A 21,741-nucleotide genomic window follows, 5' to 3' on the forward strand; every position below is an offset into this window, starting at 1 on the left:
CTTGATACTATTAGGATATACGCGTGTTAGAAATAGCTTTAATTTACTTAGCGGCGGCCATAGTGGCTGTACCTATTGCCAAGCGAGTGGGACTTGGCTCGGTACTTGGTTATTTAATTGCGGGCATACTAATTGGCCCTTACGCCCTGGGTATTGTGGGGGATCAAACAGATGTAATGCACTTTGCCGAGTTTGGCGTAGTGATGATGCTGTTTTTGGTTGGCCTTGAGCTACAACCAGCCCGTTTATGGAAGCTTCGCCATTCAATATTAGGGCTTGGCGGCTTACAGGTCGTACTTACCGCCGCGGCTATTTTTGCGTTTTGTTATTGGGTTTTTACCATGCATTGGCAAACCGCTTTGGCTATTGGCTTAATGCTGGCGCTGTCATCAACCGCTATTGTACTGCAAAGCCTTGAAGAAAAAGGCTGGCTAAAGCAAGAAGCCGGGCAAAATGCATTCTCGGTTTTGCTGTTTCAAGACATCGCCATTATTCCTATTTTAGCGCTCCTGCCACTACTGGCTTTTGCGCCGCAAAGTAGCTCAAAAGACATTAGCGACTCAATTATTGCAAGCTGGCCGGTATGGCAGCAAGTTGGCGTATCGGTAGCGGTTATCGCCGCTATTATTGCCGGCGGTAAATATGTGTCGGCGCCGTTATTTAGATACATAGCGCAAACCCACATGCGTGAAATATTTACTATTTTTGCGCTATTTTTAGTGGTGGCTATTGCCCTTGTAATGCAAAGTATTGGCTTATCACCGGCACTCGGTACATTTTTAGCCGGTGTAGTCCTTGCCGAAAGCGAGTTTAGACACGAGCTAGAAGCCGATATAGAACCCTTTAAAGGCCTACTGTTAGGGCTATTTTTTATCACTGTTGGCGCATCAATCAACTTTGAATTATTAGCGGATGAATTTACAACCGTTATTGCACTCGTTGCGCTGCTTATTGTAGTAAAAGCCTGCATTTTATTTGCCCTTGCCATTACCTTTAATATTAGTAAAAAGCAGCGTTTGCTGTTTGCACTAGCGCTGGCACAAGGCGGCGAATTTGCTTTTGTACTTTTAAGTGTAACCACTACATTAAGCATATTAACGCCAGAGCAAACAAGCCTCGTGACGTTAGTAGTGGCTGTTTCAATGTTGGTTGCGCCACTGTTATTAATGGCTTACGAGCAGCTACAAAAACGCACCAGTAACAGTGCGCCCGAGTTCGACAAGCCCGAGCAAATTAGCAGTGCTAAACACGTTATAATTGCAGGCTATGGTCGCTTTGGGCAAATTATGGGGCGCTTATTACACGCCCAAGGCTACGAAATTACTGTACTTGATCACAGCCCAAGCCAAATAGAACTTCTACGCCGCTTTGGCAATACCGTATTTTATGGTGATGCTGCCCGCCAAGAGCTGCTAGAAGCCGCAGGCGCGCACACCGCGCAAATGCTAATTGTGGCAATAGATGATGCAGACAAAACCCTCGAAATTATTAAGCTTGCGCATAAAAACTACCCGCAGCTTAAAATTGTTGCCCGCGCTATCGACCGCCGCCACGCGTATCAATTACTTAATTTAAAAGTAGATGCCTTTAACCGCGAAACGGTCGACTCCGCCATTAACCTAGCGGTAGATGCATTAGAGCTATTAGGTAACAATAAAGAAGATGCCCAGCGCGCCGGAAAACTATTTAGAGACCACGACCGCGCTGCCGTATTGCAACTAGCCGAACTGTGGGGCGACGACGCCAGCTACGGCGTAGCCGTGCGCCAGCGTATGGAAGATTTAAAACAAGTACTGCAACAAGACAAACAGGCACAAAGTGATTTAAATACCTGCGACAGCGGCGACTGTGAAGACGGCCTAACAGAGCTAGCTGATAGGCCTAAAAAGCCTGATGATTCTCATCTTGAGTAGTGTCAGGTGGTTAAGTTTGAGTTTTTAGAGATAATGGTATTGCCTCGCTAAGAGGCAAATAAATAGTTATATTTACTTGATTTAAGCAAAAAGCAGCTATTTTAGATCTGTTTAAAAAGCTCGCTGTTTATTTTTTTTATTAAGAACTCCGCCTTAGGAACGACCCAACTTTCAGTATTATTACTTTCAACGATAATTAATAGTGCCTTTAGCCCTAAATCGTGCTTTAAAATTCTTCGAGCTGAATTAGTTTTAGTAGTTGCGGAGTTTGCACTATATTTTTCTAGTTTAATAAATCCTTCTATTAAATCCTCCGACAATATATTTGAGTCACAGAAAATTTCATAATATTTTACGAATGTCCCCATACCAACACTTTGAATAGCTTTAATTAAATCATCATTATTCATTTAGATTCCTAAATACTTTAATTACTTTACAAGTTAGTAAGAATTGGAACGAAGCAATATGGTTCTGTAACACATTTTATCGAACCTGCGAACTATTCAAAGCATTACTTATAGGCATTAAATCAAACTCTACATTTTTTATTAATTTTTAACCCTTAAAAATCCATACGTATAAGTAGAATTTATCGTTTACTCATTTGATGAGCAAAATCAGCTAAAATTTCATCATCAAACCCTTCATCATGGAGAGATTCCATACTTGATCTTATTTCTGGATCTAATGCTTGTGTCATCCCTTCAAGAACAGAGTCTTCTTTACCTGCCACAGCACGACTTAACCATGTATCAAAATAGGACTCTATGACTTCTTCTTTAACTCTCTCCCACCAATTTTCACCTGACGTAGAATGAATACCTTTATATAAATAGCCCACACGTTCGCCATTATCATATGTGATTAAGTATATATTCCCAATAGTAGGGCTAGGGAAATGACTATCCATAAGAGACTTCCAAGCTTCAAGATTACCTTTTATTCCAAGCGGAGCACTTATCCAATTTACTTTACTCATTTTCGCCTCTTTCTATCCTTAGTTACGGTGATAATCATACACTGCCGAGTACTCGCAATATTAATGATATTGAATTCATGTTAAACATATAAAGGTACCTCTAAGAACATTTTCTTTTCTCATAAAGACGTCCCTATCGTATGGACTTCTATTAATATCAAATAGAGTAAATTATTACCAACTATAAATATTATGCAGCTGATGGTGTGTGTTTTATAAAAATGGGAAACTGTTTGCAGTATTACTTGGGCGGGAATGGCTTAAATTAATCTACTTTTAAATACCTACTTATAGCTCATAGCCGCCTGTCATCCTTCCAGCTATGAGCTACTACATTTAAGTAATCTAAAATCTAATGGTGGTGCCCACCTTGAATCGCTTTACCTTGCTGATTATAAAACCCCGTTGCGCCGTGTTCTATAAAGCCTAGATTGATCATTTTTGCTAAAAACGGGTCGTTTTCGTTATCGCCAATGTCGGCGTAGTCGGTGGTTTGAAAGCGATCCCACTTGGCAAACTGTGCGGTTATTTCTGCTTTATTGCTGTTTACCTCGTCAAGGCTTAGCAAAGTATGGGTATCGCTTTTTTTATTGGTTACGCTAAAGCTTTTAACCAAGTTTGATTTGGTAAATAAAGCGAGTTTAAATTGGTTGTCGCCCTCAGTAAGTGTGTAATTTTTTACCTCATCGCAGCCGTTGCCTTGGGTGTTAACTAGGGTCATTTTTTCGATTAAATGCGTATCCACCAGCTGATTTTTAGCGCTCCAACTTTGTACACCGCGTACCTCAGATGGCTGATATTCAATACCGCGTTGTTGGGCATTAAAATAACGAATTGGGCGAATTTGCTTGTTAGCTAAGTGCTGCCAAAGCTCAGTAATTACCTCACGCTGATGCGCAACTTGTGAGTTGTTTCGCCAAAGCGTAAGTGATTGCGTGTTTTGCTCGTTTTTATGAGTATTGGTAATTTTATAGTCGGCTTTTAAATGCGCGCTATCAATATTACATTGCTGCGCTAGGGTGCTGGTACTGGCAAGTGTTGCCATTAAAAATAATGCTAGTTTCATTAAATTATCTCTTATTTAAACGTCACTGTAATAGGCATTACCATACCCATTTACAGTGGCATTTTTATGACATAAAAAAACAACTCGCACAGCGTACGAGTTGTTTTTAAATACCCCATTTTTATACGTACTTTATGTGCTGAGCGTACGTATTAAATTACTTATGGCGTTACTTTTTCATCAGCGGTAGTTACTAAGTCTGCTGCAAAGTCCATTACATGGAATAAAAAGCTTTGCTCGTTAGTGCCTGTAACTAAGTGAGCGCCTGGGCCCATTGCGTATACGCCAACATCTTCACCTGCGTGAGTTTCTGAGCCAAGTGGTACAAGTGCCTCTTGGTGAAAGCCCGCTGAAGTTGTATCAACATCGGTTAAATCTACACGCCCTGTAACAGGTGCAAATGCATAACCTGCATCGGCATCGGTTTCATCGCCTAAATCTCTAAAGCCGCCACCGTTGGTGTAGCCAACTGTGGTGTATGGCATATCGTCGGCAGCTAGGCTTGGCTCGGTTTCGCCTACGGCAACAACTTTACCTAATATTGGGTTACCACGTTTAGGGTAGCCTGCAATAGTAAATACGTGGCTGTGATCGGCAGTTACTACTATTAGCGTTTCTTCTGGGTTAGTGTTTTCCATTGCCACTTGCACAGCTTTTGCAAATTCCACTGTGTCGTTTAGGGCATTGTAGGCATTACCCGCATGATGCGCGTGGTCTATACGACCTGCTTCTACCGATAAGAAAAAGCCATTGTCGTTGTTATCGAGTACGTTAATTGCTTTTTCGGTCATTTCGCTAAGCGAAGGCTCGCCCGCTACATCGTTTGCGCGGTCGGCTTCGTATTGCATGTGAGATTCGTTAAATAAACCAAATACTTTAGTGGCATCGTCGCTAATTGCATCAAAACCAGTTTGGTCCATAACGTAAGTGCCGCTTGGGTAAGTTGTTTGCCACTCGGTTACTAGGTTGCGGCCATCAGTACGGTCGCCTTCTACCGCGCTTACTGCATCGGCTGAATTTGCTGCTTCATCTTTTGGTAAAAAGTGACGACGTCCGCCGCCCATTACAACATCAATGCCATCAACATCAATACCCGCATAACGCGACTCTAAGTTGGCTTCAAAGTTTACTAGTTGCGATGCAATATCTTCACAGGCTTCTGTGCCCTCTGGCATATCTGAGTTATCTTCCCAGTTACGGTCAGCCGATTTAGCATACGTTGCTGCAGGTGTTGCATGGGTAATACGTGCGGTTGAAATAAGGCCGGTTGCTTTACCCGCTATTTCAGCAAGCTCTAACGAGGTAACTAGTTCGTTGCCTGTTACCGTGGCACAGTCGCCGCGTTCAATGTCTTCATCTACACCAATTACGCCCACATCGGTTTTAACACCTGATACCATTGCCGTCATTGTGCCTGCAGAATCTGGCGTTTGTGCATCTACGTTGTAAGTTTTAACAAAACCTGAGTACGGCATTTTTTCAAAGCTTAACTGGTAGTCTTCACCTAAACCGCCTTCAAGCTGGCCTGCTAAAATACGTGCAGCTGTTACGGTAGAAATACCCATGCCGTCGCCAACAAATAATATAACGTTTTTCGCTTTGCCAGACTCAGTAACCACTTCGCTATTAGCTTGCTGTGTTGCCGCAAGCTTTGTTTGTGCATCGCCATACCATGCGTTAGTCGTTAAGGTGGCAAGTTGCTCACTGGTAAGTGACGTAGCAGGTGCATTACACACTAAGTTAGAAGAGGTAACTTCGTCGCTATCTAGCACGCCATTGCCGTTTGTATCTACGCCAGTTTGGGTTTCTACGCCGCCATTAACACATTGCTCAGAGCCTACTGCAATGGTGTTATCTACCGCGAGAATATTATTTTCGTCTTTGTCGTCGTCACTACAACCTGCTAGCGCGACCATTACTGCTAAAGAAAGTACTGTTAATTTGTTCATGTTAGCCGCCATTATTGCTGAGTTAGTTCAAGAGCTTGATTAATTAAATGAAATACTACGTTTTGCTCAATTACGCCTTGAGCTAGCTGTGCGCCTGGGCCTTTTGCATGCAGCGAAATATCTTCACCGGCATGAGTTTCTGAGCCAAGAGGGACAGTGGTTTCTTGGTGAAAGCCAACATTGGTAGTATCAACGCCACTAAGCTCTACACGTCCAGCAACTGGGCCAGTTGTATATGCTGCATCGGCATCTGTTTCATCAACTAAGTTTCTAAACCCTAAACCATTTGCATAGCCTACTGTGGTGTATGGCATATCGTCGGCAGCAAGGCTTGGTGTGGTTTCACCTACGGCAACTACTTGGCCTAAAATTGGGTTACCGCGTTTAGGGTAGCCAGCAATAGTAAATACGTGGCTGTGATCGGCGGTTACTAAAATAAGGGTTTCTTCTGGGTTGGTATTATCTACCGCAGCTTGCACGGCTTTAGCAAATTCAATGGTGTCGTTAAGTGCGTTGTAGGCATTACCCGCGTGGTGTGCGTGGTCAATACGGCCCGACTCAACAGTTAAGAAAAAGCCGTTTTCGTTTTTACCTAATACATCAATTGCTTTGCTGGTCATTTCGCTAAGCGATGGCTCGCCGGCAATATCGTTTGCGCGGTCTGCTTCGTATTGCATGTGCGATTCGTTAAATAAGCCAAACACTTTAGTGGCATCATCAGCAATGGCATCAAAGCCTGCTTGGTCCATAACATAAGTACCTTGTGGGTATTGTGTTTGCCACTCAGTAACTAGGTTACGCTCATCAGTACGATCGCCCTCTACAGCGCTAAGTGCATCTGCTGAATTAGCTGCTTCATCTTTTGGTAGAAAGTGACGACGTCCGCCACCCATTACAAAATCAAGGCCGTCTACGTCGGTACCTACAAAACGTGCTTCTAGATTTTTTTCAAAATTAACTAATTGCGAGGCAATGTCTTCACATGCAGTTTCGGTTTCTGGCATGTCTGAGATATCTTCCCAGTTACGGTCTGCCGATTTAGCATAGGTTGCCGCTGGCGTTGCATGGGTAATACGCGCTGTTGAAATAACACCGGTTGCTAGGCCTTTAATTTCAGCAAGTTCTGTTGCTGTTAAAAGCTCATTACCCGATACAGTTGAACACACACCGCGCTCTATATCTTCGTCTACACCAATAACGCCTACATCAGTCTTAACCCCTGAGATCATCGCGGTCATTGTGCCAGCAGAATCTGGTGTTTGTGCATCTACGTTGTATGTTTTTACTTGTGCTGAGTACGGGAACTCTTCAAAGCTTAAATAACCTTCTTCACCTAAATCGCCCGCTCTTTGTCCTTGTAAGATACGTGCTGCAGTAAGAGTAGATACACCCATACCGTCGCCTACAAACAAAATAACGTTTTTAGCTTTTGTTGTTTGCTCGCTTTGTGCAAGCGCAGTTTTTGTGGCGAGTGTGGTTTGGGCATTTGTATACCAGTCATTATCTGTTTGGCTTTGTGGTAATACATTGGCATGGCTTGCTGTGCTCAACATAAACGTTAAGCCAACTGCCGCAGCAATTTTTTTAATTTTCATCCTTTATTATTCCCATAGTGTAGTGGTTATTTTTTGCTTGAAGCGTAAACCTCAAATAAGTAACCGCAGCACTATAGAAAACAGATGTGACCTCTAAGAGTACTTTTAATTAAAAAACAATGACTAAACTATGACAAAATTAAGACACAAAAAAGCGCAGCGGTTAAACGCTGCGCTTTTTAAATAATATCAGGGATGTATTTATTAAATTAAAAACGTGCCTTAAACGATACGCCAAAGTAACGCTCTGCATCACGCGGAATTTGGTAACGGAAGTTGTCACCACTGTAAGTAGTTGCGTAGCTTTCGTCGGTCAAGTTTTTGGCAATAAGCGATACTCTAAATGCATCATCTTTAAACGATAAGCCAACGCTTGCGTTTAAAATTCCGTAATCTGGCAGTAACGACGCGGGGTTAAACTCGCCCACGTTGTCGGGTAAGTCTGAGTATTGCTCATCGGTGTAAATGTATGAGCTATTTATGTGTACGTTAAAGCCATGCTCAGTTTCAATAAAGTAATCGGCTGTTAGTGAGTATTTTAAATCTGGCGAAAATGGGACATCTAAACCAGATCGGTCAGTACATGAGCCTGCTGCTACTTCTGCCGGACAATTAAACTCGTCAATTTCGGCTTTAATATAAGCTACGCCACCGGTAAATGTAAGTGAGTCGGTTGCAGCCCACATAAAGTCAACTTCAACACCTTGCGTGCTTACATCGCCCGCGTTTGTTAAGCGGGTAATACAGGTGCCGTCTGAACAGTCAAAATTGTTAGCTTGAAAGCCTTCAATTTCTGTTCTGAAAAGTGCCATGTTAAACACAAACTCGCGGCTTGCGTATTTGTAACCAAGCTCAAACGCGTCTGACTCTTCTGGCGATATTTCACGGCTGTCGGTGTCTGGATTAAAGTTATAATAAATATTAAAACCAGGCCCTTTGTAACCTTGCGAATAAGTACCGTATACCATTTGGCCATCGCCTAAATCGTATTGCATACCTAAACGACCCGATACGTTGGTTTCTTCTGCTTTGCCTGCATCGTCAGTATTTAGTGTTGCTGGGCGTACGCCTACACCGGTTCGGCCATATACATCGTTACTTACACGGCGATGCGTGTACGACACTTCGTCGTCGGTGTAACGAATACCAAATAGTACGCGTAAATCTTCAGATAAATCGTAAGTACCGTCGGCAAAGGCTGCCCAGTTGTTAAACTCGGTGCTCATATATGCGGTTGCCGACACAATATCATTAGCGTTACAGCTAACACCTAAACCTTGTGCGTAACCATCTAAATCGGCAAGTGCGGCATCAAGCTCTGCGCCCGATAGGTTATTTTGCGCGTAATTCGCCATTGCAGCATCTAATTGGCCACCGTTATTTTGACAACTCGCATCACGAGTAAAGTTACGTTGTGAGTCCATGTTCCAGTAAAATAAACCAGCAACATAGTTAAATGGGCCTGCTAGATTTGAGGTAACTCTAAACTCTTGGGAAAACTGATCCCATTGCTGTGCGCCTAAGTCGTGCAACTGAAACGGTGCATCGAATACAGGGTCGTTACTGTCGCCAGCAATAGAGGTAAAGTCGCCTTCGCGGTATTCTGTGTTATCCCACGAGCGCTGCGCTGTAATTGAGGTATACGTGTAATCGCCAATAGTTTTATCAACCTGCACCGAAAACGCGCTATGTTCGTCAATGGTGCGCGACTCATAGTCGTGATCCACTTTGCGCTGATCTAAGTCAATATCGGCTACGCCATCAACAATGCCGTTGCTGTCTGGTACTGCTTGCGAATCTGGATTACGGCCACTTGGTAGGGCTTCTAAATCGGCACAGCAGTCGTCGTCTGCATTATAAAATTCAGCAATAAATTTTACGCTTAAATCATCTTCTGGCTCGTATTTAAATACGGCGCGTGCGCCTTCACGGTCGTAACCGTTTACTTTTTCGTTGTTGTAAACGTTATCAATGTAGCCATCAAACTTACCTTTAAACACGGTTAAGCTTGCTGCTAAATCGTCGGTTAAACCACCGCTTACAACGCCTTTAAATCGGTATTCGTTATCTTGATAAAACGAGGTTTCTACGCTGCCGGTTGTGTCGTACGAAGGATCTTTTGTCGTTATGTTTACCACACCCGCAGAGGCATTTTTACCAAATAAGGTACCTTGTGGGCCGCGCAGTACTTCAATGCGGTCTACATCATATAAATCGGCAAAGGCTTGACCAGAGCGGCCAAGTACTACGCCATCAACTACAGTGGCCACACTTGGCTCAGCGGCAATACTAAACGAAATAGTACCAATACCGCGCACCGTTAGCGCTGAGTTACGGGTTGTGGTGCCTTTTCTAAAGCTCACCGAGGGTACAAGTGACTGTAAGCCTTCCATGTTATTAGCAAATGCAGAGTCAATCTGATCACCATTAAGCACTGATACCGCAAGCGGCACTTCACTTAAGCTTTGCGTTCGCTTTTGCGAGGTAACTACTATTTTTTCAAATGAATCGTTTGTAGCTTCTGCTGTTTTTTGTTGTTCTTGTTCGGCTTGCTCTTGCTGCGCGTGTACTTGCGTGCTTAGTGCTAAACCGGTTGTCATTGCTAACGTGACTGCCAAGCTTAAGACGGACTTTTTAGCTCTCATGTCATTCTCCATATTGTGCGTGTGTGCTGTGTGGTACCGCGCTAGCAATTGTGTGGGTTGCTAATAAAGCGGTGTCAGTGTGTTGAAATACTTTTCTTATACGCTCTTGTGTCTTATACAAGAGCTTTAAACTTAAACAAACAATCTTCTAAATGCAATCATTATGTGAATAATTTGTAATTTTAAATTTATATGCAGAATATAACGGCGCGTTATACCAACTCGCTTAATTAAGTAACCTATTTTGAGGCTGGAAAAACGTGTTGATAGCTAGGCAAAAAATTCGCTATTTAGTTATTCTAAATGAGAATTTTTTAACGCAGGTAGCGACACGTTTAGCCCCGCAAAATGATTAAGTATTATTGCACATTGGTATTATGTGCCTTTAGCAACGCCAATATGCGCTAAGCTGCTTTGGTAACGCTTATGCCATCGGCGTACGCTCCACCAGCTAAGCACTAAGGCTGTAGACCATACAGCAGCTAAACTTGGTACAAAGTACACACTGGTTCCACCAACCAATCCGAGTGGCGAAAATAATATATATAAGCTAACAATCAAGCTTACTAATACAATGGCGCAAGGTAATGCGTATTTCCAAGGATTAAGGTCTACCTCAGCTTTACGAGTAAATTGCCATGGCGTTTTAAGTGGTTTGTAGTAACCAATACCGAGCATTATCGCCAATTCAATTAAGAACAAAATGGCGTAAATATGAATAAAGTTAATGTCTACATCCCATACAAATTTAAGCAAGGTGTAGGCAATAATATGGAATATAATGGCCACTTTAGCGCCCAGTGCAGGCACTTTGCGGGTAAACAAACCCACTAATACAATTGTGATGACCGGAATGTTATAAAAGCCTGTAAATACACGAATAATGTGCCATAAACCTTCTGGCGCAAACATCAGTAAAGGCGCAGTAATAAACGACAATATAGCAATTACAATACTGGTAATTTTGGCCACTTTAATTAGCTTTTCATCGCTTACTTTGTCTTTTTTCATTGGTTTGTAAACATCTAAACAAAACAATGTGGCTGCACTATTTAGCAGTGAATTAAACGAGCTAAATACCGCACCTAGTAGCACCGCTAAAAAGAACCCAGATAAGTACTGAGGCAGTACATCTTTAACTAAATGTGGGTAAGCTAAATCAATGGTTTGTAAGCTTTCGTGCTTGTAAAGGTGATACGCAATTACGCCTGGGATCATCATCATAAAGGGCACTAGCACTTTAAAGTACCCTGAAAACAACACGCCCTTTTGACCTTCTACTAAGTTTTTGGCGCCCAATGTACGCTGGATCACGTACTGATTTGTGCCCCAGTAAAATAAATTAGCGAGGATCATACCGGTAAAAATGGTGCCAAATGGCACGGGATCTTCACTGCTACCGATGGCGTTAAGCTTTTCGGTATCGGTGTTTACAAGTGTACTTAGGCCATCGGCAAAATTGCCATCGCCAAGGGCAATAAGCCCAAGTGTAGGCACTAAAATACCAATAATTAATAACCCAACACCGTTAATGGTATCTGATACTGCAACTGCCTTTAAACCGCCAAATACCGCGTAAATAGCGCCCACGGAGCCTACTGTAATAATGGTTACAATTAAGCTTGCTTGGTAGCTCATATTTAATAAGGTAGGTACATCAAACAGCCTAAGAACGGCGATTGATCCTGAGTACAAAACAGAAGGGATCGTTATAAAGCAATACCCTACCATAAATAAGATCACCGTCATGCGGCGTACGGTATCGTCAAAACGATCCCGTAAAAATTCAGGCAAGGTAGAAAACGCGCCGGCTAAATACCGCGGTAAAAAGATCAGCGCCATTATAATGGTTGATATCCCAGCTGTTACTTCCCACGCCATTGAACTTAGGTTGTAACCATACGCTGAGCCATTGAGGCCAATAAGCTGCTCGGCCGATAAGTTAGTGAGGATCATCGACCCCGCTATAAATGTACCTGTTAAACCACGCCCCGCTAAAAAGTAGCCGTCTTGGGTGTTAACTTCCCCTTTGGTTTTTTGGTACGAGATATATCCTACCAGCGCCATAAACGCCAAGCACGATAGCAGTGTCATGGTAATGTTCATACCTTCCATCTTACGCCCCTTTTAGCTTACTTTACTCGGTAAAAAGTAAGCTAATATCTTTATTATTGTGTGTGTTACGTGTGTTGTGTGTGCTTGCTATTAACCGAGTTTTATTTTGGCCATGCTGTTAGCTGGCTCATGTCTTGTTCTGTGTGTTGAACATCTGGGCCTAACATGAGCGTATCGCCTTTACGAACAAACACCGCCATTTGTGTAAGCTCAAGTGTTTCTTCGTAATATTTTCCGCCTTGGTACGTTTGTGCATCAGGGAAGCGTACCCACTCGCCCTGTGGTAAATAAAATTTAACTTTACCGTTTGGTACTACACATGGCACAACAAGGAGTTTTTCGCCGCACATAAATTGCTGATCAAAACTATGTGTCAGTACGTCATCAGGAAACGCCAGTGCCATAGCACGCTGAATAGGCAGCCCAGTTTGCTGCGCTTGCTCTGCACATTCTTGTAAGTACGGAATTAACTGATAGCGTAATTTAAGCGCTGCAAATACCGCGTCACTTGCTTGCTCGGTGTATGACCACGGTTCGCGTGGGCCAATACCATGTAAACGCATATGCGCACTAAATATCGATGCCTGCGCCCAACGTACATAAAGCTCTGCATCGCGGGTGTCTTTGTAAAAACCGCCAATGTCGGTTGCAAAAAATGGCCCGCCCGACATGCCCCACGCTAAGCTGCCGCGAATACTCGCCGCTAAACCTTGCCAATCGGCTTGTGGGTCGCCGCCCCATTGTGCTGGGAAGCGTTGGCTGCCAGTCCACGCTGAGCGGCTAAACAAAAATGGCCCTGTTTTACAGTACTTTTCTGCGGCTTCATAAACGCAGCGGTTGTACAGCATGCTATAAACATTATGCAGTCTAATACCGCTGTCGCCACTGTGCGATACCATGTTTTCGTCTTCTAGCTGTTCGCCAAAGTCTGCTTTTATCATATCTACGCCAAGCTCAAACAATGGCTTGTGCGACTCCAGCCAGTATTCGTAAGCATCGGGGTGAGTAAAATCTAAAATACCCGACTCTGGTAATGGCGTTAGTACTTCGCCAAAGGGGCTTAAATCCCACTCGTATTGATACGCTTTACCTGTGCGTTTGTCTTTTATTAGCCAGCCGTTTTCGGCCGCTTTTGCAAATAATGGGTTGTTTACCGAGATCATTGGGTATTCCCACACACAAATTTTAAAATCCATGGCTTTTAGTTCATCAAGCACAGGTTTTGGGTCGGCGTAACGTGTTGGATCCCACTCAAAGGCAAAGCGAGTGTCGGTGTCTTGCCATGCACGGCCATCAAGGGTAATTACATCGCACGGCATATTTTTAGCGCGTACTTCGCGGGCTACACTTAATAGCTCGTCGGCGTCTTTGTAATATGCTTTTGATAAAATAACACCAAAACTCCACTGTGGTGGTACCGGTGCAAAACCGGTTAGTTCGCAGTAGCGATTAATACTTTGTGCAGGCGTTTGCTCATGGTATAAAAATACATCTAGCGCGTCGTCTTCTACTAAGCACACATAAGCACGTTGCGACCAAAGCGCGTAACCTACACCATGTGTAACAGGCGCTGGTGTGTGTACAAATAAGTTCCAGCCCTCTGGGCTCCATGCGTATGGCGTATTTTTATAAGACTTTTCGGCGTTGACGCCTAGCGCATCGTGATTGTATGAACGAATAAGTTGGCCGCGTTTATCAAGCTTGCCCCATTTTTCGCCAAGCCCGTATACGGCTTCGTCATAATTAAGCTCTAGGCTTAAAATCCAACCGTTATCGGTTTTAGCCAGTGGCGGTAAACGGTGCTGGCGCACAAAGTGGCCATCGGTTGCTGATTGCTGTACTAATTTATCGTTTTTATAAAGCTTAAAGTAAAACGGGTCGCTGTAAAATTCTAAGCGGTACTCACCGGCGGTGGCTGCAAAGCCTTGGTCTAATTTTTTAAGTAATAGCGGTAAGTTTGAAGGGGTGGTGGTTAATATTTTAAACGTCTCGTCATGCGTGGTGCCTGCATTTAAACGTAAACCAAACTGGCTTATTGTAACGCTAACCTCGCCAAATTGAGTCGGTAAAACTAGCACATGGCCTTGTAACTTAGGCTCTGCAGTCAAGCGTGCTGGCTCTATTGCGTTCCAGTCTGGCTCACGTAATTCAAATGCATTCATGGGAGTTCCTTAACCAATTATTAGTCTTGTATAAGACACAAGTTAAATAATTGTAACCCCCATGTCAACGTAAATAAACTCAAGTTAAGTTAATTTACATCGTTACTTTTAAAATATACCCGGTGCCGATGTAGCCACCAGCGAAACGCCACTTAGGCCAAGCAATGCGATTGCTATTATACGAATCCATTTTGCATCGACGTAAGGCGTTAATTTACGAGCAAATTGCGTTACTAATAATACCAGCGGTATGGCCGCTGCAATTAAAAACATAATGTCGAGCTCGGGTAAGGTGCCAAATAAGGTAATACCAACACGGACTAAGCCACCAATGGTAAATACCGCAAGTAAGGTGCTACGAATGGCCTCAATAGACCAAGCTTGTTTATAGCACTGAAACACCAATGGCGGCCCCGATGTTGAAAACAGCCCGCCCAGCAAGCCACTTACGCCGCCGGCAATTAAAAACGAGCCACGCCCGCTTTGCTTATTTGCTCTATCACGGCCAATTAGCATTAAGCCACAACAAAGCAAAATACTAATACCTAAAATAAAGTTTAAAAACTGCGTTAAATGCGCCGACATATATTCAAGCAATATAAAACCTAACAGCATTAGCGGAATTCCGGTATACAACATAAGTTTAAGCTCAGGCACTTTTACTGTACTGCGATTTTTAACCACCACAGTGGTTGAGTTAACCAAACCCAATAAACTCACTAAAAAGGTGGTGGCAGTGAGCGGTAAAACATCTAGCAACGTAAAGCTTGCAACCACCAGCAACCCAAAGCCAAACCCGCTAAGCGTTTGCATTATGGTGGCAAGGCTTAGGCACAACGCCATAAGCAAGATGAGTTCTAACGAAATACTGAGCACTTTAAATATCCTACATGTGCGCTATTGTAGTGTAACGATTTGTTTTTAGGCATAATGTAAAAACAAACTACACGGCAATAGTTCACAATTAATTGAGCTTGCGCAAAACTGCGCAAAAAGTTTCACCTATGATATAAATACAGGTGGATTAAATTTAATGGTAAATAACAATGAGTAACTCTATGTTTGATCACAAATTAAGTGGCCCAAGCTTGGCTTTTCAACCACTTTACTTACAAGTGGCTGATTATATTAAACAGCTCATTGTTGAAAGACGCTGGGTACCTGGCGAAGTATTACCGAGCGAGTTTCGCCTTGCTGAAGAGTTTAACGTAAGCCAAGGCACTGTGCGTAAAGCGCTTAATTTATTAACCGACGATAAAATAGTTACTCGCCGCCAAGGTGTTGGTACGTTTGTATCTGAGCATACCGCGCAAGATGCCCTGTTTAGGTTTTTTCCGCTACAGGCCGACGGTAAAGGCGCCGACCTACCTAAAGCCGAGCTATTGTCGGTTGAGCTTTGCCCTGCACCACAAGATGTTATTGATGCGCTGCAACTTAATAAAAAAGACAAAGTTACTAAGCTTGTACGCAGACGCATTCTCGATAACGAATTTTGTATGAGCGAAACTATATATCTACCACAAAGTTTCTTTCCTGATATACATCAAAGTAGTGATATTCCGCACACATTGTATCATTACTACCAAACCAAATTTAACCAAACCGTACATAAAACCCAAGACAGTATTAAAGCCGCTTTAGCAGATGAAACCGACGCTAAAATGCTCGCTATTAAAGCCGGTGACCCTTTATTGTTGGTATCGCGCATTACCGAATCAATCGAAGGTAAACGCATTGAGTACCGTTTAAGCAAATGCCGTAGCGATCATTACCACTACCAAATAGAACTTGATTAATTAACCGCGCTTTAGCTGCGAGTAAGTTATATTAGCGCATACTTATTAAATATTTTTTAAAGGCAGCAAACGCTGCCTTTTTGCTGCCTGTAGGTTTTTTAACACCTTTCATTTATTGCCTTGCGGTTAACATAGTGTTGACACTGTTAGATTCGTATAATAACTTATATCTTATACAAGACCAAAGTCATTATGCAATTTTAACAGGAATTCCCAATGAGTTCATTAAATAACATCCCGCCAGTCGGGTTCGGTTTATGGAAAGTAGCACAAGAAGATTGCGCGCAAACGGTGTACCAAGCTATTAAAGCAGGTTACCGCCATCTTGATTGCGCATCAGACTACGGTAACGAAGAACAAGTAGGCGATGGCATTGCTCAAGCAATAAAAGACGGCCTATGTACCCGCGAAGAATTATGGGTTACGTCAAAACTATGGAACACCTTTCATGCGCCAGAGCATGTAGAACTTGCCATTGATAAAACCTTGAGCGATTTAAAGCTCGACTACCTCGACTTATACTTAATTCACTTTCCGATTGCGCAAACGTTTGTACCAATCGAAACGCGCTACCCACCAGAGTGGTTTGTAGACCCAGATGCACAAAACCCACAAATGGAGCTGGCAAAAGTGCCGCTACACTTAACGTGGCAAGCAATGGAAGAGCAAGTACATAACAACAAAGCAAAACGCATTGGTGTGTGTAACTACTCAAGCGCGCTTATTCACGATTTAATGACCTACGCCACAATTAAACCCGCCATGCTGCAAATTGAGTCGCACCCTTATTTAACGCAAGAGCGCTTAGTAAGGCTTGCAAAACAGTACGATATTCCGGTTACGGCGTTTTCACCATTGGGTGCGCTTTCGTACCTTGAGCTTGAAATGGCCGATCAAACTGAGTCGGTGCTTGAGCAAAGCGTAGTAAAAGCTGCGGCGCAAAATCATGGTAAAACACCAGCACAGGTTGTGTTGCGCTGGGGTGTGCAACGCGGCACCGCCATTATTCCTAAAACCTCTAAATTTGAACGCATGAAAGAAAACCTCGCGCTGTTCGACTTTGAATTAACAGAGCAAGAAATGGCGCAAATTTCTGCGCTTAATAGCAACCGCCGTTTTAACGACCCAGGGCACTTTTGTGAAGCTGCCTTTAACCGTTTTCACCCTATTTACGATTAGGATAATAAAATGTCAGCTACCGAACTTAACTATGCCCAAGTGCCTACTCAATTAACGTTTGATGACTCGGTTTTTCCGTGCATTGTAGTTAATAACAATAACGCCAGCACCGTTGAAGAAGCGGTAGCTTTTATTCGCGCTAACAAAAGCGAGTTGGCTAAAAAACTGCGCAGCTCAGGCGCTGTATTGTTTAGAGGCTTTCCTGTTGATAGCGCCGAAACCTTTGATACGTTTTCAGCAGGGTTTGATTACGACAACTTTACGTACCAAGAGTCGCTCTCTAACGCGGTACGTATTAATTTTACCGAGCGTGTATTTACCGCTAACGAAGCACCAAAAGATGTTGAAATTTACCTTCATCACGAAATGGCACAAACGCCTATTTCGCCAAGTAAGCTGTTCTTTTTTTGTAAATCGGCAGCTGAGGAAGGCGGCGCGACACCGCTTTGTCGCTCAGATAAATTATTTAGCGCATTAAAGCAATTTGATAGCCAATTAGCCGATGACTTTGAACAAAAAGGCTTAAAGTACACCACTTACATGCCCGCAGCCGACGATGCTACATCGGGTCAAGGTCGCAGCTGGAAAAGCACCCTAAGTGTTGAAACCAAAGAAGAAGCACACAGCAAACTTACCGAGCTAGGTTACGAGTGGGAATGGCTAGAAGATGGCTCTTTAAAAGCAATTACTCCGGTTTTACCTGCGGTAGTTACCCTTGAAAACGGCGTACAGGTTTTTTATAACCAACTTATTGCCGCTTACATGGGCTGGAAAGGCGTTCGCGAAAACCCATCGGTTGCTATTACCTTTGGCGATGGCAGTGCTATTCCTAAACAAGGGCTTGAAAAAATTGTTGAGCTATCAAAAGAATTTACCTTTGATTTAGCGTGGCAAGATGGCGATGTAGCCTTAGTGGATAACGAAATGGCTATGCATGGCCGCCGCCCATTTACTGGCGAGCGTAAACGCCAAGTGCTTGTTGCACTGACAGCAGCTAACGCCTAATGCAAAGCTTAACCGGTGCACTAAAGGTAAAAGTTTCCCCGTTATGGCAAGGGGCCAGCATTGCTGCAATGACTGGCCTTGCTGCCTTATTTTTAAGTGAACACTATGGCGCGCCCGCTATGTTGTTTGCTTTATTATTAGGGATGGCGGTGTCGTTTTTATATCAAAGCGACAGCCCGTGCGCTAAAGGCATAGACTTTACCGGTACCACGGTTTTACGTGTAGGCATTGTATTACTTGGCACCCGTATAGCACTGGGCGATTTAATTACACTGGGCTGGCAAACAGCGCTAATGTTAGCTGGCGCTATATTTACCACCATTATTTTAGGGGTTGTACTTGCCCGGGTATTTGGGTTACAAAAACGCTTTGGCGCACTCACCGGTGGCTCAGTTGCTATTTGTGGTGCATCGGCAGCACTGGCTATTTCATCTATTATGCCCAACAGCGAGCATAAAGAGCGCGATACCTTACTTACCGTAATTGGCGTAACGGCCATGTCGACCATTGCAATGATTTTATACCCTATTGTGGTTAACTACCTTGAATTTGATGCACATAACGCCGGGGTGTTTTTAGGTGGCACCATACACGATGTAGCCCAAGTAGTAGGTGCGGGTTATTCGGTATCGCCCGAAACTGGCGATATAGCAACACTTACCAAACTAGTACGCGTGGCTATGCTATTGCCTGTAGTACTTATTATGATGGTGGTTATTAATCGCTCAAATAAAGGTAACCATGGCGAGTTGCCAAAAGTACCGGGGTTTTTAATTGGCTTTGTAATTTTAATGATTATAAACAGCACCTTTAACCTACCCGCTATTGTGCTTGAAACCACAAATGAGCTTTCTCGGTTCTTTTTAATTGCCGCTATAGCCGCCATTGGTATGAAAACAAACCTAGGCAAACTCACCGAGGTGGGCTTAAAACCAATAATTATGATTGTTGCCGAAACCATTTGGATAGCACTGTTAATACTTGGCTTTGTATTGTGTAGCTAAGTTGAGTAGCTAAGCATTAAACCTTGAGCGTATTGAGTGGATTGCCTACAATAGCGCATCACTTTTTAATAAAGATTAAAACCATGACCGATTCAACAAAACCAGCATTACCTGATCAGCTTTCTATAAACCCACGTAGCAAGCATTACGTAGAAGAAGTGTTTGAACACGAAATTGGCGTAAGCTTAAATGGCAAAGAACGCTTTGACGTAGAAGAGTACTGCATTAGCGAAGGTTGGATTAAAATTGCCGCGCCTAAAGCGCTAGACCGCCGCGGTCAACCTTTACTTATGAAAGTAAAAGGTACAGTAGAAGTATTTTATAAGTAAGATTTAGCCTACTTAAATAAGCGACTCTCCTGCGAGATGTCGCTTTTTTTATGCCTGTAAAAAAGCATTGAGCTTTTTTCATGTTAAAGGTGACGAAGTTTCATTATGAATCTAAAAAAATTATGGTTGAATAGCGCCATATTGTTTAGTTGTATAGAAATCCTTTATGAATAAAGTAACTATTTTAGATGGCGGCATGGGGCGCGAGCTTAAGCGTATTGGCGCACCATTTACACAGCCACTGTGGAGTGCACAAGCACTAATAGAAGCCCCACATTTTGTAACGCAGGCTCACCAAGGTTTTATAGATGCAGGCGCTGAAATAATTACCGTTAATAGTTATGCCTGTGTGCCCTTTCATTTAGGAGAAGCACTATACCAAGCTCAAGGCGCAGCCCTTGCGCAGCAAGCAGCCGTTATTGCAAAAGACGTAGCTCAAAGCGCTAAACAAAATGTATTAGTAGCAGGCTCATTACCACCAGCATTTGGCTCTTACCGCCCTGAGCTATTTGAGAGCGAACGCGCTTTTACTATTTTAGATACGCTATACAAGGCGCAAGACGAGCACGTAGATGTATGGATTGGTGAAACCATATCGAGCATTGAAGAAGCGCACGTTATGGCAAATGTACTTAAAGGCTCAAACAAGCCATGTTATTACGCATTTACCTTAAATGATGTGGTAAGCGAGCAAGCGACACTTCGCTCTGGTGAGCTGGTAAGTGACGCCGTAGCGGCTTTGCTTGAACAAAATGTTACTGGTATTTTCTTTAACTGCTCAATCCCTGAGGTTATAGAGCAAGCCTTTAGCGATACCAATGCAGTATTAGCTAAACAAAATAAAAGCGTTGTGTTAGGCGCGTTTGCTAATGGCTTTACACCTATCGCACGCGATTACAAAGCCAACGAAGGCTCGCAGGCGTATCGTGATATTTCACCTGCTGAATACCTAGATTTTGCAAAAACGTGGTTCAGCCAGGGCGCAAGTGTTATTGGCGGCTGCTGTGGCATAGGCCCAGAATTTATTGAAGTATTAGTAAACTGGAAACAGGAACTTGAAAGCGCTTAAGCTTTTAGTGCTTTTATAAATATTAGGGCTTAATTGCTGTTGCCTCCCAGCAGCCAATCAAGCCCTTGTATCGCTGTAGTAGGAAAAGCGGTTGCATGGCTCGCCCCTTCAACAACAACGCTTTTTAGGTCAATATTTTCACTGCTAAGTGCATTAATTTTTTGCGTTAATAGCTTTGCCCCTGCCACCATATTTTGCCCTTCACCAAAGCGTGGCGTTTCCTTTGCCCCTACCGATATATAAACCTTTGTAGGCACTTTAGGCTTATGTGCTTGTAGCGCTAAAATCGCATTGTTATTATACCAAACTGATGGGCTGCCAATTATATAATTGTTAAATAAATCGGGCATCGTAAATAAAATAGTGGCTCCAAATAACCCGCCTAAAGAATTACCGATATAGGTTTTTTGTGTGCTACTTGCTCGGTAGTTACTTTGTATAAACGGTAGTACAGTATTTTTTAAAAACAGCGCATGGTTTTGAGCGTTACCGGTTTGCTTTTTCCAGCTTTTAGCCTTACTTGGGGTGTAGTCTCTAATTCGGCTATTAGACCCTCTAGAGCCTTTTTCGTAACTAATGGCCACTATAATAGCCTGTTGCATTTTACCGCTATTCATAGGAAACCGTGTAGCACCCGCCACAATAGGAAACGTATACGGTGCATCGGTTAAATAAATAACTGGATATATTTTTTCAGGATGCTTTTTATATGACTTAGGGAGCTGAATAAAAACAGGATATACCCGTTTAGTAGCAGGCTCAGTGAGTTCAATAACACTACTTCTAGGGATTTGGTAGGGGGTATTTGCGCTTAATTTAAAACACATTAAAGCGCAAAGTAACAGCAGGGATTTTAAAGCAGTATTCATTAACCTAAGCCAAACGTAATAAACCTATATTGGATGGTTACTTTAACTCACTTTTAGCTTTAG

General features: G+C 43.1%; 17 protein-coding genes. 7 read left to right on the top strand and 10 right to left on the bottom strand.

All coding sequences use genetic code 11. The features are described from left to right. The first annotated feature begins 23 nt into the window (after positions 1-23). The gene (locus tag PSH41_RS16180; RefSeq protein ID WP_054983878.1) at positions 24-1,913 is read left to right on the top strand and encodes a monovalent cation:proton antiporter-2 (CPA2) family protein; all 1,890 of its coding nucleotides are present in this window, start codon (positions 24-26) and stop codon (positions 1,911-1,913) included. Between the two features lie 101 nt (positions 1,914-2,014). Here PSH41_RS16180 and PSH41_RS16185 read toward each other — a convergent pair whose 3' ends face one another. The 9 genes from PSH41_RS16185 to PSH41_RS16225 all read right to left on the bottom strand — a co-directional run bounded on the left by PSH41_RS16185 (position 2,015) and on the right by PSH41_RS16225 (position 15,303). Then, complete coding sequence (locus PSH41_RS16185) at positions 2,015-2,323, bottom strand: hypothetical protein (protein ID WP_273589506.1); 309 nt, start codon at positions 2,321-2,323, stop codon at positions 2,015-2,017. Between the two features lie 182 nt (positions 2,324-2,505). After that, positions 2,506-2,895, bottom strand: a complete 390-nt coding sequence (locus tag PSH41_RS16190; RefSeq protein ID WP_273589507.1) for a hypothetical protein — start codon at positions 2,893-2,895, stop codon at positions 2,506-2,508. A 352-nt stretch (positions 2,896-3,247) separates the two neighbouring features. After that, positions 3,248-3,961, bottom strand: coding sequence for a hypothetical protein (locus PSH41_RS16195; protein ID WP_273589508.1), 714 nt, complete (start codon positions 3,959-3,961; stop codon positions 3,248-3,250). 161 nt (positions 3,962-4,122) lie between these two features. Further along, positions 4,123-5,910, bottom strand: a complete 1,788-nt coding sequence (locus PSH41_RS16200; protein WP_024034005.1) for an alkaline phosphatase — start codon at positions 5,908-5,910, stop codon at positions 4,123-4,125. A gap of 11 nt (positions 5,911-5,921) precedes the next feature. Further along, entirely contained in the window at positions 5,922-7,505 is a 1,584-nt protein-coding gene (locus PSH41_RS16205) for an alkaline phosphatase (protein ID WP_273589509.1), read from the bottom strand. Positions 7,506-7,714: 209 nt separating this feature from the next. Beyond that, positions 7,715-10,150 carry a TonB-dependent receptor gene (locus PSH41_RS16210; protein WP_104643566.1) on the bottom strand — a complete coding sequence of 812 codons (2,436 nt, stop codon included), beginning with the start codon at positions 10,148-10,150 and terminating at the stop codon, positions 7,715-7,717. A 375-nt stretch (positions 10,151-10,525) separates the two neighbouring features. Continuing rightward, positions 10,526-12,265 carry a solute:sodium symporter family transporter gene (locus PSH41_RS16215; protein WP_273589510.1) on the bottom strand — a complete coding sequence of 580 codons (1,740 nt, stop codon included), beginning with the start codon at positions 12,263-12,265 and terminating at the stop codon, positions 10,526-10,528. A gap of 101 nt (positions 12,266-12,366) precedes the next feature. Next, positions 12,367-14,427: a glycoside hydrolase family 31 protein gene (locus PSH41_RS16220; protein WP_273589511.1), complete on the bottom strand. Its 2,061-nt coding sequence runs from the start codon at positions 14,425-14,427 to the stop codon at positions 12,367-12,369. Between the two features lie 108 nt (positions 14,428-14,535). After that, positions 14,536-15,303, bottom strand: a complete 768-nt coding sequence (locus tag PSH41_RS16225) for a sulfite exporter TauE/SafE family protein (RefSeq protein WP_273589512.1) — start codon at positions 15,301-15,303, stop codon at positions 14,536-14,538. A gap of 170 nt (positions 15,304-15,473) precedes the next feature. On the opposite strand from PSH41_RS16225, the gene PSH41_RS16230 reads away from it, so the two are divergent. The 6 genes from PSH41_RS16230 to PSH41_RS16255 all read left to right on the top strand — a co-directional run bounded on the left by PSH41_RS16230 (position 15,474) and on the right by PSH41_RS16255 (position 20,809). Beyond that, positions 15,474-16,223 carry a GntR family transcriptional regulator gene (locus PSH41_RS16230; RefSeq protein ID WP_273589513.1) on the top strand — a complete coding sequence of 250 codons (750 nt, stop codon included), beginning with the start codon at positions 15,474-15,476 and terminating at the stop codon, positions 16,221-16,223. 216 nt (positions 16,224-16,439) lie between these two features. Continuing rightward, positions 16,440-17,402, top strand: coding sequence for an aldo/keto reductase (locus PSH41_RS16235; RefSeq protein ID WP_029773103.1), 963 nt, complete (start codon positions 16,440-16,442; stop codon positions 17,400-17,402). A 9-nt stretch (positions 17,403-17,411) separates the two neighbouring features. Beyond that, on the top strand, positions 17,412-18,407 hold the full coding sequence (locus PSH41_RS16240; protein WP_004586031.1) for a TauD/TfdA family dioxygenase: 996 nt from the start codon (positions 17,412-17,414) through the stop codon (positions 18,405-18,407). Next, positions 18,407-19,411, top strand: a complete 1,005-nt coding sequence (locus PSH41_RS16245) for a YeiH family protein (protein WP_024034013.1) — start codon at positions 18,407-18,409, stop codon at positions 19,409-19,411. Before PSH41_RS16240 ends, PSH41_RS16245 begins: the two co-directional genes overlap by 1 nt. Positions 19,412-19,494: 83 nt before the next feature. Beyond that, positions 19,495-19,740 carry a DUF3297 family protein gene (locus PSH41_RS16250; RefSeq protein ID WP_004586033.1) on the top strand — a complete coding sequence of 82 codons (246 nt, stop codon included), beginning with the start codon at positions 19,495-19,497 and terminating at the stop codon, positions 19,738-19,740. A 166-nt stretch (positions 19,741-19,906) separates the two neighbouring features. Beyond that, complete coding sequence (locus PSH41_RS16255) at positions 19,907-20,809, top strand: homocysteine S-methyltransferase family protein (protein ID WP_273589514.1); 903 nt, start codon at positions 19,907-19,909, stop codon at positions 20,807-20,809. A 29-nt stretch (positions 20,810-20,838) separates the two neighbouring features. Here the strand turns inward: PSH41_RS16255 and PSH41_RS16260 are convergent, their stop codons facing one another. After that, positions 20,839-21,678, bottom strand: coding sequence for an alpha/beta hydrolase (locus PSH41_RS16260; RefSeq protein WP_273589515.1), 840 nt, complete (start codon positions 21,676-21,678; stop codon positions 20,839-20,841). Positions 21,679-21,741: the final 63 nt, after the last annotated feature.

The organism is Pseudoalteromonas sp. CST2, from assembly GCF_028599385.1.
In the GTDB taxonomy this organism is placed as follows: Bacteria; Pseudomonadota; Gammaproteobacteria; order Enterobacterales; family Alteromonadaceae; genus Pseudoalteromonas; species Pseudoalteromonas atlantica.

Bases quoted from the DNA above. Each gene is read 5' to 3' on its own strand.
- PSH41_RS16240 (WP_004586031.1), top strand. From the start codon at position 17,412: ATGTCAGCTACCGAACTTAACTATGCCCAAGTGCCTACTCAATTAACG.
- PSH41_RS16245 (WP_024034013.1), top strand. From the start codon at position 18,407: ATGCAAAGCTTAACCGGTGCACTAAAGGTAAAAGTTTCCCCGTTATGG.
- PSH41_RS16230 (WP_273589513.1), top strand. From the start codon at position 15,474: ATGAGTAACTCTATGTTTGATCACAAATTAAGTGGCCCAAGCTTGGCT.
- PSH41_RS16235 (WP_029773103.1), top strand. From the start codon at position 16,440: ATGAGTTCATTAAATAACATCCCGCCAGTCGGGTTCGGTTTATGGAAA.
- PSH41_RS16220 (WP_273589511.1), bottom strand. From the start codon at position 14,427: ATGAATGCATTTGAATTACGTGAGCCAGACTGGAACGCAATAGAGCCA.
- PSH41_RS16260 (WP_273589515.1), bottom strand. From the start codon at position 21,678: ATGAATACTGCTTTAAAATCCCTGCTGTTACTTTGCGCTTTAATGTGT.
- PSH41_RS16250 (WP_004586033.1), top strand. From the start codon at position 19,495: ATGACCGATTCAACAAAACCAGCATTACCTGATCAGCTTTCTATAAAC.
- PSH41_RS16215 (WP_273589510.1), bottom strand. From the start codon at position 12,265: ATGGAAGGTATGAACATTACCATGACACTGCTATCGTGCTTGGCGTTT.
- PSH41_RS16210 (WP_104643566.1), bottom strand. From the start codon at position 10,150: ATGAGAGCTAAAAAGTCCGTCTTAAGCTTGGCAGTCACGTTAGCAATG.
- PSH41_RS16190 (WP_273589507.1), bottom strand. From the start codon at position 2,895: ATGAGTAAAGTAAATTGGATAAGTGCTCCGCTTGGAATAAAAGGTAAT.
- PSH41_RS16255 (WP_273589514.1), top strand. From the start codon at position 19,907: ATGAATAAAGTAACTATTTTAGATGGCGGCATGGGGCGCGAGCTTAAG.
- PSH41_RS16185 (WP_273589506.1), bottom strand. From the start codon at position 2,323: ATGAATAATGATGATTTAATTAAAGCTATTCAAAGTGTTGGTATGGGG.
- PSH41_RS16195 (WP_273589508.1), bottom strand. From the start codon at position 3,961: ATGAAACTAGCATTATTTTTAATGGCAACACTTGCCAGTACCAGCACC.
- PSH41_RS16200 (WP_024034005.1), bottom strand. From the start codon at position 5,910: ATGAACAAATTAACAGTACTTTCTTTAGCAGTAATGGTCGCGCTAGCA.
- PSH41_RS16205 (WP_273589509.1), bottom strand. From the start codon at position 7,505: ATGAAAATTAAAAAAATTGCTGCGGCAGTTGGCTTAACGTTTATGTTG.